This is a genomic window from Cystobacter fuscus DSM 2262, from assembly GCF_000335475.2.
Lineage (GTDB): Bacteria > Myxococcota > Myxococcia > Myxococcales > Myxococcaceae > Cystobacter > Cystobacter fuscus.
The window spans coordinates 406,470-420,731 of sequence record NZ_ANAH02000005.1 but is presented as its reverse complement, the minus strand read 5'-3'; the positions used below and the strand labels follow the sequence as shown (position 1 = coordinate 420,731).

Below are 14,262 nucleotides of genomic sequence, written 5' to 3'. Positions count from 1 at the left end.
GTGCTAGGGGAGCGTCCCCTACAGGACCTGTCGCACACTCAGCGGAGGGTCCCAGATGCGCGCTCTTCGGGCCCCTGCAACGAAAGAGGCGCGGGAGAACGGGTCATGAGGCGCTTCAGCTTGACAGCAGTCGTTGTCGCCATCCTGGTCGCCTCATGTGGCGAAACGAAGGATGAGCGCCCGAACGCCGGGTCCGGCGATGATGCCGGCACCCACGCCGATGCCGGTGTCGAGGTCGACGGAGGCAGCACCGTCGACGGAGGCAGCACCGTTGACGGGGGCAGCACCGTTGACGGCGGCACGCAGGGCGGCACCGGCGATGCCGGGACGAACAGCACCACGTTCCCGGAGCTCGACGACCCCTCGCGCCCCAGCGCGGTCTACGAGTGCCAGGGGGAGCCGCTCACGGCCGAGCAGTTCCGCGCGTTCGTTCCGCAAGGCTACGGCTCGCTCAAGCTGGCCAACGGGCAGAATTGGAATGGGACACGCTCGGCGCTGCGGACGCGCCGGACGACGCGCCGCTGCAACGCCGTGACCGGCTGCACGGCGTGGAGCTGGCTGGCGAACGACGTGCAGCCGGACTACCAGGTCAGCCTGGGACTGCGTCCCGAGGATCGCCTTGAGCTGCGCCACGAGGACGACGCGGGCGCGCTCCTGAAGGCCCTGTCGCTGACCGTCGCGGACGGCCAGCTCATCCTCAAGAGCGTCGCCTCGCGTCCCTTCCGGATGAGGATGACGCTGCTGCCGGAGGGAGACGCCTGCGTTTCGTTCGCGTCGACGCTCTCGCGGACGAACCAGGGTGACGGCTCGGTCCTCGAGGAGTTCGAGCTCGCCCGGTTCTCGTTCAAGCCGGCCACTCGGACGCCCGATCCGGTGTTCAACGTGGGCTCCGCCACCTGCACGGGGACCGCGCTTGCCAACAGCGCCATCGCCGCGAAGTTCACGCCCGGCCAGACGCGCCTGTCTCGTTCAGCCTCCGAGATGCAAGCCAGCCGGCGTTGTCATGCGCTCACCGGCTGCACCGGTTCGGAGCCCACGACGGTGAACGGCCAGAGCAACACGCTCGTGGTCTCGGGGACTGGCTTCGCCTACGAATGGGGCGTCGAGCAGATCCGGATCACCGCGGGCGAAGGCCGTTGGACTTCTGGCGCGTCGGTGGCCTCGGTGCTCGTCGCCGAGACCTGCTTCGGTCACGTCCTCGAGACCTCGGGGACCGACGCCTTCGGGAGCACGTGGGCCGACCTGACCTGGTCGAGCTCGGCGTGGTGAGCCGAGCCGCCACGACCGGCTCAACCAGGCCGCCCTTGCTGCCGCCCGTCGTCAGCCAGTGTCCGGAGTAGACTCTGGGCGGGTTTTATGAGGTATACGGGTTTCGCTGGGAATTCCACCTGTCAGCCCGCTTTGTGGGGAGGGACTTGAACGTGCGGATCTCGAGACGCTGGTCGTTGCTGTTGCTGTCTCTGGGAGGGCTTCTGGCCGCTGCTTGCGGCGCGCCTGCCTCCTCGAAGGATGCGGCCGAGGCCGTGCAGGCCCGTCCCTTGCGGTCCGGAAGTCCACGGGCCGTCCGCCTGGCCTCGGGCAAGGCCCACTCCCTGCTCGCCACCCCGGATGGGACCGTACGCGCCTGGGGGGACAATGCCTCCGGACAGCTCGGAGATGGCACCACCACCCAACGCTCCTCACCCACGGCGGTGCCGGGCCTCGCGGGCGCGGTGGCGGTCTCCGCGGGCGGCGAGTATTCGCTGGCACTGCTCGGGGATGGCACCGTGCGCGCCTGGGGCAACAACACCTATGGCCAGCTCGGGGATGGCACCACCCCCCACCGCGCCTCGCCCGGCGCCGTGCCCGGCCTCTCGGGCGTGGTGGCCATCGCCGCGGGCAACAACCACGCGCTGGCCCTGCTCTCCGACGGCACCGTGCGCGCCTGGGGCTACAACGCCTATGGCCAGCTCGGGGATGGCACCACCACCCAACGTCGCACCCCCGTCGCGGTGCTCGGGCTGACGGGCGTGGTGGCCATCGCCGCCGGTGAGAACCACTCCCTGGCGGTGCTCGCCGATGGCACCGTGCGCGCCTGGGGCAACAACACCTATGGCCGGCTCGGGGATGGCACCACCACCCAACGCACCTCGCCGGTGCTCGTCTCCAGCTTGACGGGCGTGACGGCGATCGCGGCCGGTGCCAACCACTCGCTGGCGGTGCTCGCCGATGGCACCGTGCGCGCCTGGGGCTACAACGCCTCGGGCCGACTCGGCGATGGCACCACCACCCAACGCGCCACGCCGGTCGCCGTCCCCGGCCTGACCGGGGTGACGGAGATTTCGGCCGGTGGCGGCCACTCGCTGGCCCTGCTCGCCGACGGCACCGCGCGGGCCTGGGGCTCCAACGTTTCGGGCCAGCTCGGCGATGGCACGGTCAGCAACCGCACCTCGCCGGTGCTCGTCTCCAGCCTGACGGGCGTGACGGCGCTCTCCGCCGGTGGCAACCATTCGCTGGCCCTGCTCGCCGACGGCACCGCACGCGCCTGGGGTGCCAATGTCTCGGGCCAGCTCGGCGATGGCACCACCACCCAGCGCACCCTGCCGGTGGGTCTCCCGGGCCTGACGGGCGTGGCGGCTCTCGCGGCGGGTGGCTACCACTCGCTGGCGGTGCTCGCCAATGGCACCGTGCGCGCCTGGGGTCACAACACCTACGGCCAGCTCGGCGATGGCTCCACCGCCCAGCGCACCGCGCCGGTGGTGGTGCCCGCCCTGACGGGGGTGGTGTCCCTCACGGCCGGCTATGACCACTCGCTGGCGCTGCTCTCCGACGGCACCGTGCGCGCCTGGGGCAACAATGCCTCCGGTCAGCTCGGGGATGGCACCACCAACCAGCGCGGCACCCCCGTGCAGGTGTCCGGCCTGACGAACGTCGTGGCCCTCTCGGGAGGCAAGCTGTACCACGCGCTGGCGCTGCTCTCCGACGGCACCGTGCGTGCCTGGGGCTACAACATGAATGGCCAGCTCGGCGACGGCTCCACCTCCAACCGCTGGACGCCCGTGGCCGTCTCCGGCCTGACGAACGTGGTGGCCATCGCCGCCGGTGGCGATTACTCGCTCGCCTTGCAGTCCAACGGCACCGTCCAGTCCTGGGGCTACGGCGTCTACGGCCCGCTCGGCCGGGATTACGACACCTACAGCCCCACGCCCAAGGCCGTGCCCGGCGTGACGAACGTGGTGGCCATCGCCGCCGGCGCCAACCATGTGCTGGCGCTGCGCGCGGATGGCACCGTGTATGCCTGGGGCCGTAACGACTTTGGCCAGCTCGGCGATGGCACCACCGTCCAGCGCAACACCCCCGTGCAGGTGCCCGGCCTGACGAACGTGGTGGCCATCGCCACCGGATGGGACCACTCGCTGGCGCTGCGCGCGGATGGCACCGTGTATGCCTGGGGTTACAACTACGCCCGCCAGCTCGGTGACGGCTCCACCGCCAACTACCGCCAGACGCCCGCGCCGGTCCCCGGTCTGACGAACGTCGTGGCCGTCACCGCCGGTGGCAACCAGTCGCTGGCGCTCCTCTCCAGTGGCGCCGTGCACGCCTGGGGAGACAACAGCCATGGCGAACTCGGCAACGGCTCCACCCTGACTCCCCCGGCGCCGGTCGCCGTGACGGGTCTGTAGTCGGGCCCTCTCTCAGCGGCGAAAACGATCCGTGGCATCCACGAGCGCGTGCGTGGTGCCCGGCTCGTACGCCGCGTGCCCCGCGTCCGGGATGATCTTCAGCTCCGCCTCCGGCCACGTCTTGTGCAGCGCCCAGGCGCTGTCCATGGGGCCGCAGATGTCATAGCGGCCCTGGACGATGACGGCCGGGATGTGGCGGATGCGGGGCACGTCGTCGAGCAGCTGCGTGTCACTGTGCAGGAATGCGCGGTTGACGAAGTAGTGGCACTCGATGCGCGCGAAGGCCAGGGAGAACTCGTCCTCGCCCAGGTGCGCGATGTAGTCCGCGTTGGGCGCCAGGTAGCTGGTGCGACCCTCCCAGATGCTGGCGATGAAGAAGGAGCGCAAGGGAGATGCCTACTCGGCGCGCTGTCCGGCGCGTCTGGTGTTGGATCAGATCGGCGACAAGTGGACCGTGCTGCTGCTGGGGGTGCTCGTGAAGCAACCCACGCGCTTCAACGAGTTGAAGCGACGGCTCCAAGGGGTGTCGCAGAAGATGCTGGGACAGACCCTCACTTCGACGCCCCGGATTTCGAGAGTGGCTTCGAGGCCTTCGTCCGGTGTGTCCAGACCGAGCCGCTCGACTGGTTTCGCGGATGGAGGGTCCTCTCCTGCACCGTGCGCCCGGAGCGCGCGGCCGAGCTCGCGGGAGCATAAGAAAAATGGGAGGCCGGTTGAAGGTGAGGGCGACCTCGACCGGCTCGCCTCCCTGTGCCTGCAAAAGGCCGCACGCCGCAAGCGCAAGCTCGTCGACTCCGACATCGTCCGCGAGATCCTCGAGCGCCAGCACAGCCCCTCGCTGGCGTAGCGGCCACCTGCCGGCGAGCCACCCTCGCTCATCTCCCGGTGGCTCGCCGTCCGGCCCATTCCATCACCCAGTGTGGTGACTCCATCCTCTCCGCGTGACCATCAACAAGCGTGCTCACATCTCCATCAACAAGCCTGCGCGGTAACAGTAGGTGCCTGGAATCACAATGGGTGATCAGTATGAGAACCACACCCCATGGGCAGTTTGTCTCCAGGTCCGACCGGGATGGCGGACCTTCATGGTTGAGGTGAAAGCGCCGTAGGCGCGGTCGAAAGATGTGCTAGCGCTGTAGCGTCAGCAGACCCGGAAGGTATGGCAGACGACCGTAGTCACCACCAGAGTTGGGATTGCGTCCCTGATACAGCAATTGCAGATTGCACGCGTCGACGGTCATGGTCTGGTCGGGGTTGCTGCGGACCAGATCGCCGTGGCTGATGTCATTGGTCCAGGTGGCGCCGCTGTTGGCCTTGCCGGCGAAGGGGTTGCTCTCGGTTGCGGCCTGCGGCGTCCACGATCCGGCAAGACTGGTTGCCGTGAACGAGCGGAAGTATCTGCCGTTGGCGCCGATTGCCTCGACGATCATGAGGTACTGGTTCTGGCCCTGGACCTTGTAGACCTGAACGGCCTCGAACAGGTTGTTCGTAGTGTCGCTCAAGACGATTGTCGACGCCGTACCGAAGCTGGCCGGGAAGTTGCCGATCGGCATACTGGCTCGGTAGATCTTCCCATTGTCCCCGGCGAAGAACAGGTACATGTTCGTGTCGTCGCCGATCAGCGTCAGGTCGATGGGCCCGGTGCTGGAACCGGAGATCGTTCCGGAGAACAGCTCGCGCGGGGACGACCACCCATTCGCGTTGCTGGGGTCGGTCGACGTCCGGTAGACGAAAGCGGTTGCGCCCCACTGGTAGGCCAGTACCCAGATGTTCTTCGGGGCGAAGTAGAAGAGCGTGGGGGCGACGGCGGAAGAGGACATCCCGTTCTGAGGGGCGGTGGCCATGTCAGACCAGTTGGTGAAGAGGCCGAAGTTCATCGAACCCCACGACGTTCCCGTGTCGTGCGTCGTCGCGTAGACGAGATGCTTGCCGTTGTAGACGACGTTGGTGAAGTCCTTGAGCGAGACCCAGCCCGATTTCGGACTCGCGAGAGGTCCCGTCGAAGTCCAACGGTACGTCGAAGGAAGGGCGCACGTCCCGCCCGACGAATTGTTGACGAACGAAGCGTCGTCGATGAAGAAGCTGTCGGTGTCGGCAAGCGTCTCCACATAGATCGTCGCGGATGACAACGTCCCGGTCCAGGACACGGTTGTGGTGCCGGTCAGCTGCGTCCAAGCGGATGCGTTCACCGCGCCCTGCGCCAGGGTGATGTAGTTCGTCGTCCCGTTGGCGGTCAAAGCCAGAGTGACCTTGGCGGTGGGGGCTCCGCTCTGCGTTCGCATCCATACGCTCGTCGTGAAACTGGCGCCATTGGCCAGCAGGGATGTCACACTCTGGCTCGGTCCGTTCCACGAAGCCGTGCGGCCCGTGTACGACAGCGACCGCGTGCCGCCATGGACGACACTCGTGTTCGATGCCGGCGTTCCTGCGCCCATGGCAGACCAACCGGTCGTGCCGCTTTCCATGCCGGCGTTCGTCAGAAGATTCCCACTCGCCGCGATGGCGGGGGCAGCATCAACCGGTACTGCCCCGAGCGAGGCCCGCGTCAGTGCAACGGCCGGAGCCGGCCGGAACGTGAACAGAAGAAGGAGGGACAGCCCCAGCGTCGTAAGGCGGTGATGGGACGCTGGCTCGCCGAGACCTGGAGATGTGAGCGCTAACATTTTAGCGGAACCGATTGCCACGTTCCTTCGACTCATGGGGGTCCTCCGGTGGGGTAGGGACGCTCGGGGCGAACATCAGCGCCCGAGTCCCGCCAGTGTGGATCTATGAGGGCTTTCTGTCAAGATTGTAAACCATGATTATTCTGGAAATGCATTATTCTGGAAATGCATTATGGCATTCATGTAACCATCCTCGGCTTCGACGTGGAATGGGGGACGCGCGTAGCCCCGACCGCAAACTGCTGTCCGTGCAGCTCGCTGGCATCCTCAACGGCGTGGTGGTGTCCGAGGTCTTCGAGCCACCAGGGCCATTCCTCACGGTGGAGAGCTTCACCCGGTTGGTGCTCGAGTTCATCGCCCAGCACGGCCTCTCGGTGCCCATGCGCAAGCGCCGGCCTCGCAAGGTGTACCTCGTGGCGCACTTCGCGGCAGCGGAGCTCAGCAAGTTCAAGGACCCGATGGACGAACTGCTCATGCCTTGCGCGCCCTCCACGGGGGTCGAGTGGAGGTCTTCATCCGTGGACTCTAGTGGAGTGTCCGACAAGTTTTTCAACATGGTCGAGACCACCGGGCAAGTTGGAGGGGTGAGGAGACCGGGTAAGTTGGGTGGATGAGGAGACGACCGCCGCACCTCCTCCACCTCTCGCCTGGGGAAGTGGCTTACCTCAAGACGCTGGTGGAGGACGGACGTACTGAACAGCGCGTCGCGCGCCGAGCGCGCGTCCTGCTGGCCATGACCGACCCGGACACCGTCGTGTCGGAGCTGGCCGACAAGCTCGAGCTGGAGCGCACCACCATCTGGCACTTGTGCCGTCGCTACGAAGCGTACGGTGTCGATGTGGTGCTGGATGCACCCCGCTCCGGCCGTCCGCGGGAGCTTTCCCCCCCCCTGCAGCGAGTGGAGGTGGAACAGTTAGCGTGTTGTGAGCCGGCGGGCGTGGGCTTGCAGATGACGCACTGGTCCACCCGGAGCCTGGCCCTGGTGGCACGCCAGCGGGGCATTGCCCCCCACCATTTCCCACTCCACGGTGGCCCTCCTCCTGCACGACGCTGACTTGCAGCCTCACCGCACGCGTTACTGGAAGACACCCACTCTGGACGACACCTTCCGTTACAAAGCGGCCCAGGTGCTGTGGTGCTACGAGCAGGCGCAGCAGTTGGCCCAGAGGGACGAAGTGGTGTTGTGCGTGGACGAGAAGCCCAACATCCAGGTGCTGCACGGTGAGCAGCCCGTGCGGCTCATGCGGCCCGGCCTCATCGAACGCCGGGAGTTCGAGTACGTGCGGCGTGGCACGGTGAACCTCCTGGCCAAGCTCGTGGTGCACTCCGGCCGCATGCGCAGCTGGGACCTGGAGAGAAACAACGGGGACTGCTTGCGCGCCGTCCTGCCGCAGTTCCTTGGGGACCATCGCGACGCCAGGCGCATCCACCTCATCTGGGACAACGGACCCAGTCACACCGCCAGGCAGACGCACGACTTCCTTCGCACCCACTACCCGCATGTCCGGGTGATTTTCACTCCAGCCCATGCCTCCTGGCTCAACCAGGCGGAGTTGCTGCTACGCGCCTTCGCCGAGCGCTACCTGCAACGAGGGGACTGGGCCAGCCGTGACGAGCTCGTCGAGCACCTCGACGCCAGCTGGCCCGAGTACAACCGCTTCTACGCCCACCCCTTCACCTGGTCCTGGACCCGCGCCAAGATGCACTCGTGGGTGGACCGGCACCTGTCCTGACTATGTTGAAAAACTTGTCGGACACTCCACTAGCCCGCGCCCCTGGTGGAGCGTGACGTGGTGAGCCTCTATCCCAGCGCCGCTCGCCTCCAACCACTGCCGCACGAGAAGACGAAGTGGGTACACGTAACGACCGTGGACGAGGTGCATACCCTGGAGGGCTTGCGCATAGGAAGGACAGGAGCCCTATTGGGCGTAGCTGGAGGGCTTCTCCCTACGCCAACACGCACCTGCACGCCAACGACAGGCAGGGACTGGGTGCGCTATGCATAATGCCCCTCTTCCTGGAGATGGGCTTTGGAATGGCTGCGCCCACCTGGTCCATACCCTCGGGCCTTGGCATCAGTCAGGCGCTTGATTGTCTGGCTGTCCAGCTTGAACCACCAGCAGCGCCCCATCCCGCCGCCCTCGACGCCCTTGAGCCAGCCCTCTTTTATCCAGTAATATACCATCCATTTTGTAACATTGAAATGTTCAGCCACCCCGCGCACCGAGTAGAGGCCATCGGCTCGGCGAGTGGGCTGCCGCCCCGCCTGCGGTGCCGAGGGCAGGCGATGTAGACCGTGGCGCCAGCGGACCCAACTCACTGCCTTCGCATCCCACGGACGCTCGACTCCGGAGCGCAGGCCGCGCCGATTGAGTTCGGCCGCGATCTCGTCATCGCTCTTCTTCTCTTCGAAGAGCATGCGAATGCTCTCGATAGCCTCGGCGGAGGTCTTCCTTGCATCGAATCGAGTACGGCGTGGAACGCTGAAGTCACTGACTGCCCCCGTCTGCCAGACCACCTGAATACGCGTCGTCCGCTCGGGCACTTCGATTGGGTTCAGCGTTACCTCCCGCACCAGGATGCGGAGGAGATTCTTGCGCTCTGCATGGGTCGTGCTCTTCGCATGCCAGACGCGAGGCAGGTCTTTGGCGAGAGCAAGGATTTTCGCCCGGTCCCTGTCCGTCAGTTCGAGCTTCTCGCGCTGGAGAACCGCCTGGTACTCGTGCTCAGTCTCTTCGAGTTCGCGAAGACGGTCGTTCCACTCGCGCTCAAGGGTCCGGGCCACGACACGGTTGTCTGGGTCAATGGCCTTATAGCGTCGCTCCGCCAGTTGAGCCTCATAGCGGACACGCTCCAAGCGCAACTTCCATTGGTGATGGACCTCGCCCACCTGGCGTTCCACCTCTCGGGCAACGGCGAGCCCGAGTTCGATTTCTGGGGGCTGGGTTACCTCGAGAAAGAGCCTGGCAATGGCCTCATCAATCGCTGCTGCTGCGACCATCCAGCACATGCTCTTGTCGCCACCTTCCGGCGTGGGACTACGGCACTCGTAGTACGCATGGCGTCGTAGGCCATGGTAGCGCGTCTGCATGCGGTGGCCACACTGCCCACACAGCACAAGTCCTTGCAGCAGCGCGTGCCCTTCCCGGGCAGCACCACGTTGGTCTGGCAACTTGGAGTTGGAGCGGTTTTCATGGAGCTTCTTCTGGTTGGCTTGGTACTCCTCCCAGGGAATGTATGCTGGGTGGTGGTCGCGCAGGCATACCTTCCATTCTTCCTTCGGCATCCGGGTGATGCGTCGTCGCTTCAACTGGCCATCCACCAACGCTAGTTGCTCCTCGCGACGGCCAAAGACGTAGGCACCCGCGTATGCGGGATTGTGAAGCATTTGGAGGAGGGTGCCATGACGTGCAGGGCCCCAGCGCACCTGATGCATGCGTTGATCTCGAACAGGCATCATCAACCCATTTCTCTCGAAGTAACGCATGACCGAGAAGGCGCTGCCCTCCACGCGGAAGCGCTCGAAGACCAGGCGCACCATGCGTTGGACCTGCTCGTCGGGGTCGAGGCGCAAGCGGTGAGTTGCTTCATCCCACTGGTAGCCGACTGGTGGCGGGAGAAAGAGCTCGCCCCGCCTGGCCTTGGAGAGCCTGCCCCCCTGCAGGCGCAGGCGCATCCAGTACTGCTCGGCCTCGCTCATGGTCCCTTTGAGACCGAGCAACAAGCGGTCATTATAATCCCGAGGGCTGTAGACCGAGTCCTCGTCTGCGATGAGGACATCGGCCAGGGCGCACAGTTCGAGCAGGCGGTGCCAGTCCGCTGAGGAGCGGGCCAGGCGCGAAACCTCCAGGGAGAAGATGGCGCCCACTCGTCCGCGTGCGACATCCTCGGCCAGCCGTTGGAACCCTGCACGCCAGCTCGCACTTGCACCACTCTGGCCCAGGTCCTCATCCAAGGTATCTATCCGCTCGGTCGGCCAACCCAGCTCCAATGCCCGCTGTTGCAGGGCATACTGGCGAGCGGTGGATTCATGGTGTTCGTGGACCTGCTTGAGTGTGGACTGTCGCAGGTAGACAATCGCGCGCCGCTCCAGATGGGTTGCTCGAATCTTCTCGTTCATCGCATTCCTCCGCGCTTGCGGCCTCGGCGCGAAGCATTTTGTGCAGGAGGGTTGTCCACGCTCTGAGGAGGTCTTGTCGGATTGCCGCGGGCAGTGTTGACCAAGGCAATGCGGGTTGAGGGGTTGGAGGAGGTGACATGGACAAAGCTATGCTCAGCTGCGGAGTCATAAGCAGGCGGCGGGGCATGCTCCTGGCGAAGTGCCACCTCTACGGCATCAGCGAGCTTGAGTAGGTCGGAAATGCCGAGGCGAACCTCACGACCGTCAATGCTGGGTGGAACCTGAGGCGAGGAGCGGTCCGTCCACTCGATGGGAAGCCTCATGCACCAGCCAGGTGGGTACTCTACGTCGATGTACCGCCTGCCGTCCTGGCTACGGGCGGTGCGGATGAACGGCAACTGCACGCCCTGGAGCGGATGAGTCGGCAGGGTGATGGTCACGCAGCCCGAAACAGGTCCTGCATGTGTCGTAGTCTGCGAATGGGATGTGGAGCGGCCAGGCCGCTACGGAGCGCGCGGTGCACTGGCGCTGGAGCGTTTGTCACGAGCGGAGGATGGCCGCATCGCCTACCAAATGAAGCGCCCGCTGCCGGACGGTACGACGCACCTGCTCTTCACCGGGCTGGAACTGTTACGGCGTGTGGCGTCCCTGGTGCCTCCGCCTCGGGCAAACCTCACGAGGTTCCACGGCGTCTTCGCTCCAGGCGCGCGACTGCGGCCATTTCAGGTCCCCCAAGCAGGAGAGGAGGAGGCGAGCGTGGCGCCCCAGGCAGCTGCGAGGCAGGAAACGAGGAAGGAGCGGAGGGCGCGAGTGGACTGGGCAGGGCTACTACGAAGGACCTTCGCGGTGGAGGTGTTGGCCTGCGAGAGGTGTGGAGGCAGGCGGCGAGTGCTGGCGTACGTGAACGAGGCGGGAGGGGTGAGAGCGCTTCTGGAGCACCTGGGCCTGGCCCCGGCAGGAGCGAGGCTGGCCCCTGCGCGAGGCCCCCCCAGGCCGCGTGGTGTTGAGGCTTACGCCTCCCCAGAGCCAAAAGGCCCAGTCACCTACCGCGCACCCCATGCAAGCGCGGCCTGGGCAGTCGTGTACCTCAAGGGGCTGCGCGGCCTGTCCACCCGCTTGGCTCACTGCTCGGGCGGCCCCTGTCCGCGGTCCTCCTCGGCACCTGCGCTCCAGCCCTCACCCTCCACATGGCCTCTATCCCGCCTATACGCTGAACTGCATTCCGATGTGGAAGCGGGCATGGCCCGGCCAGCGCGGATTGAACAGGTGGGTGGAGTTGAACACGTCGGCGATGGCGACCACGACGACCGTTGCGACGATGGCGAACCCGAAGAGGGCCTTGACGAGTTGGGTTCGGCTCGAGGGGGCAGCAGCAGGGGGGGAGACCGGCGTTGCAGGACCGGTAGCGGGGGGGGGGGGACATGGTGCTGGATATAGAAAGCGATGTTTTGGATCCAAAGTGGCGCGTCTGGAACAGCGGCGTCCATGGGATGGAACAATGGGGCCGGATCAGGCGGCCTGTTGTGGCAGGACCGGGTGGTAGGGCAACTCCAGGGTGAACGTGGCTCCGCGTCCGAGCCCCTCGCTGTGGACGGTCAGGGAGCCCCCCATCTCCTGGGCGGCCAGGGCACTCGCGTGCAGGCCGAAGCCGTGCCCGTCCGCGCGCGTGGTGAAGCCATGCTGGAAGATGCGGATGAGCATCTCCGGCGCGATTCCCATCCCATTGTCATGGATGCCGATGCGGAAGCGGTCGGTGGAGACCTGCTCCAGCTTCACCGTCAGGAGCCGTTCGCCCGGCGCCACCGTGTCCAGGGCGTATTTGGCGTTGCTGACCAGGTTGACGAGGATCATCAGCGTCTTGTGCTTGTCCGTCATCACGGGGGGCAGGGACGCGAGGTCGCGCACCACCTTCACCTGATGACGGGTCAGCCCGGCCGCGTTGATGCGCAGGGCGTCCTCCACCAGCTGCTCCAGGGTGACCTGCTCGTGCAGCCGGGGCGTGCGGGCGTAGTTCTGCTGCACCTTGACGATGTCGCCGATGTGCTCGGTATAGCGGCCCACGTCATCCAGCAGCGAGATGATCTGCTCGCGCTCCTCGTGCAGGTTCTTCCCCAGCTTGTCCAAGAAGGGCATCAGGTGACGTCCTCGCGCGTCTTGCGTGAGGAAGGTGGTGAGGTCGGACTGTCGCTCCTCGAGCATCCGGGCCACCCGGCCCACGTGGTCCACGCGCATCTCAGCCATCCGGTCCTTGGCGAGCTGGGCCGAGGTGTAGACGCTGTTGAGCACGTTGCCCACGTTGTGCAGCACGTTGGTGGCGATCTCCGCCATGCCCGCCCGCCGGGCCGTCTGCAGCCACTGCGTGTGGAGCTCCTTGATCTCCCGGGTGCGCTCCTCCACCCGCTGCTCCAGGTTCTCATTGCTCTGGCGCAGGGCCTCTTCGCGACGCTGGACCTCGTCGGCCATGAGTTGGAAGGCGCGGGCCAGTTGCCCCAGCTCATCGTGGCGAGCGGTATCCAGCGCCACCTTGAAGTCGCCGGCCGCCACCTTGTCGGTGGCCTGGGTCAGGTTCTCCAGCGGACGGGAGATCTGCTGTTGGAGCACCCGGTACATGATGATCAGCTCCACCAGCAGCGACAGCAGGCCGAGCAGCAGCACGTAGCGGGCCGCGGCGAAGGCGGGCTGGGTCACCATGCTCTCGGGCAACACCGTGGCGAGGTACCAGCCGGGACCCTTCAGCCGCATCACGGCGATGTACTCGTCGTATTCCGGCAGCTCCAGGAGGGTCTGATCGGGCGCGCGGTTCTTCACCCGCTCGAAGATGTCGCGCAGATGGGCCGCGTTCTCCTTTGAGCCGAGACGATTGGCCGCGGGCTGCTCGGCGGCGTGCGGGATGTTGTAGGGCGTGGTGACTCCCTCCAACTTCAGATCGGGATGCGCGATGAGCTGGCCGTCCTCGCGGAAGATGATGTTGTAGGCACCGGGCAGATGATCGTTGACGGTGCGATGCATGAACTCGTCGAGGAGCACATCGTGGCCGATTGACGCGACATGCTGTCCGTCCACGTCCACCGGCGTCCCGACCGAGGCCATCCATGCGTGGGAGACGTTCTCCAGATAGATGCCCGTCCAGATGGTCTTCCTCTCTGGGTTGTTTTTGGGCTGGGTGAGCGCGTAGTCCTCGTAGTCGGTGATCGAGAAATCCGAGCTGGCCTGCTGTGCCCAGGAGGGCGCCCACGGCCAGAAGCCCACGATCGCCCCCTCCATCAGGTTGATGTAGATCGTGTTGAACCGGACGCTGAGGGCCCGCCCATACCAGGTGAGCACGTCATACGCGGCCATGAACCGGGCGCGGAACCCGGCGTCGATGACCACGTGCGGAGCAATGAAGCCCTGCACCTCTCTCGACCCGTCGACGAGCTCGGGTCTGCTGCGGACCGTGCCATCGGGCAACCGCACGAACAGCCGGTCGAAGCGGGCGCTCACGTCTTCCCGCTCGAGCGCCCGGATCCGCTCCTCCAGGGCTTTCTTGAGGAAGGCGTGGTTGTCCTCCGCCAACACGAAGATGGCCTGCTCCCGCGCGCTCCGTTCCGTGACATGCTGCTGTAACTGCGCGAGTGCCTTGGTGCGCAGGGTGTGAAGCATGTGGAGATAGCTGAAGAGCGTGGAGAGGGCGATGATGACTCCGATGCGCCCCCCCATCTTCAGGAGCGTCGTTCGGGCCAGCGGGGCTCGGGGGCTGGACGGTAGAGGCATGAGGGCTCGCGAACCTGGCCTCGTCCTGTGGATTCCAAAACACGTCCAGTGAAAGACGCGCCAG

General features: G+C 65.9%; 12 protein-coding genes. 7 read left to right on the top strand and 5 right to left on the bottom strand.

Features of this window, described 5'->3' with window-relative positions; all coding sequences use genetic code 11:
* The first annotated feature begins 120 nt into the window (after positions 1-120).
* Together D187_RS09260 and D187_RS09255 are read left to right on the top strand one after the other, a co-directional pair.
* Complete coding sequence (locus D187_RS09260; RefSeq protein WP_155893267.1) at positions 121-1,269, top strand: hypothetical protein; 1,149 nt, start codon at positions 121-123, stop codon at positions 1,267-1,269.
* Positions 1,270-1,421: 152 nt separating this feature from the next.
* Positions 1,422-3,662 carry an RCC1 domain-containing protein gene (locus D187_RS09255; RefSeq protein WP_002627786.1) on the top strand — a complete coding sequence of 747 codons (2,241 nt, stop codon included), beginning with the start codon at positions 1,422-1,424 and terminating at the stop codon, positions 3,660-3,662.
* Positions 3,663-3,674: 12 nt separating this feature from the next.
* Here D187_RS09255 and D187_RS09250 read toward each other — a convergent pair whose 3' ends face one another.
* Entirely contained in the window at positions 3,675-4,049 is a 375-nt protein-coding gene (locus D187_RS09250) for an alpha/beta fold hydrolase (protein WP_002627784.1), read from the bottom strand.
* On the opposite strand from D187_RS09250, the gene D187_RS53710 reads away from it, so the two are divergent.
* Complete coding sequence (locus tag D187_RS53710) at positions 4,033-4,509, top strand: winged helix-turn-helix transcriptional regulator (RefSeq protein WP_002627783.1); 477 nt, start codon at positions 4,033-4,035, stop codon at positions 4,507-4,509. The two genes, D187_RS09250 and D187_RS53710, sit on opposite strands and share 17 nt — an antisense overlap.
* 280 nt (positions 4,510-4,789) lie before the next feature.
* Here the strand turns inward: D187_RS53710 and D187_RS49700 are convergent, their stop codons facing one another.
* The gene (locus D187_RS49700) at positions 4,790-6,361 is read right to left on the bottom strand and encodes a non-reducing end alpha-L-arabinofuranosidase family hydrolase (protein ID WP_211241482.1); all 1,572 of its coding nucleotides are present in this window, start codon (positions 6,359-6,361) and stop codon (positions 4,790-4,792) included.
* A 173-nt stretch (positions 6,362-6,534) separates the two neighbouring features.
* On the opposite strand from D187_RS49700, the gene D187_RS09235 reads away from it, so the two are divergent.
* From D187_RS09235 to D187_RS09225, 3 genes are read left to right on the top strand one after another with little or no spacing between them, the layout of a single operon-like run.
* Entirely contained in the window at positions 6,535-6,939 is a 405-nt protein-coding gene (locus D187_RS09235) for a hypothetical protein (RefSeq protein ID WP_043428951.1), read from the top strand.
* A 41-nt stretch (positions 6,940-6,980) separates the two neighbouring features.
* Positions 6,981-7,379, top strand: coding sequence for a helix-turn-helix domain-containing protein (locus D187_RS53705; protein WP_002627778.1), 399 nt, complete (start codon positions 6,981-6,983; stop codon positions 7,377-7,379).
* Between the two features lies 1 nt (position 7,380).
* On the top strand, positions 7,381-8,058 hold the full coding sequence (locus tag D187_RS09225) for an IS630 family transposase (protein ID WP_002627777.1): 678 nt from the start codon (positions 7,381-7,383) through the stop codon (positions 8,056-8,058).
* A 263-nt stretch (positions 8,059-8,321) separates the two neighbouring features.
* Here the strand turns inward: D187_RS09225 and D187_RS09220 are convergent, their stop codons facing one another.
* Complete coding sequence (locus D187_RS09220; protein ID WP_020917902.1) at positions 8,322-10,445, bottom strand: recombinase family protein; 2,124 nt, start codon at positions 10,443-10,445, stop codon at positions 8,322-8,324.
* Positions 10,442-10,885, bottom strand: a complete 444-nt coding sequence (locus D187_RS59695; RefSeq protein ID WP_497463183.1) for a DUF5372 family protein — start codon at positions 10,883-10,885, stop codon at positions 10,442-10,444. Before D187_RS59695 ends, D187_RS09220 begins: the two co-directional genes overlap by 4 nt.
* Here D187_RS59695 and D187_RS56970 point away from each other — a divergent pair.
* Complete coding sequence (locus D187_RS56970; protein WP_245591669.1) at positions 10,878-11,882, top strand: transposase; 1,005 nt, start codon at positions 10,878-10,880, stop codon at positions 11,880-11,882. The genes D187_RS59695 and D187_RS56970 overlap by 8 nt on opposite strands.
* A gap of 72 nt (positions 11,883-11,954) precedes the next feature.
* On the opposite strand, the gene D187_RS09210 is transcribed toward D187_RS56970, so the two are convergent.
* Entirely contained in the window at positions 11,955-14,144 is a 2,190-nt protein-coding gene (locus D187_RS09210) for an ATP-binding protein (protein ID WP_043428949.1), read from the bottom strand.
* Positions 14,145-14,262: the final 118 nt, after the last annotated feature.

What these genes read in the sequence shown, in the direction of transcription:
- D187_RS53710 (WP_002627783.1), top strand. Translation starts at nt 4,033, where the DNA reads ATGAAGAAGGAGCGCAAGGGAGATGCCTACTCGGCGCGCTGTCCGGCG.
- D187_RS49700 (WP_211241482.1), bottom strand. Translation starts at nt 6,361, where the DNA reads ATGAGTCGAAGGAACGTGGCAATCGGTTCCGCTAAAATGTTAGCGCTC.
- D187_RS09235 (WP_043428951.1), top strand. Translation starts at nt 6,535, where the DNA reads ATGGGGGACGCGCGTAGCCCCGACCGCAAACTGCTGTCCGTGCAGCTC.
- D187_RS09220 (WP_020917902.1), bottom strand. Translation starts at nt 10,445, where the DNA reads ATGAACGAGAAGATTCGAGCAACCCATCTGGAGCGGCGCGCGATTGTC.
- D187_RS56970 (WP_245591669.1), top strand. Translation starts at nt 10,878, where the DNA reads ATGGTCACGCAGCCCGAAACAGGTCCTGCATGTGTCGTAGTCTGCGAA.
- D187_RS09210 (WP_043428949.1), bottom strand. Translation starts at nt 14,144, where the DNA reads ATGGGGGGGCGCATCGGAGTCATCATCGCCCTCTCCACGCTCTTCAGC.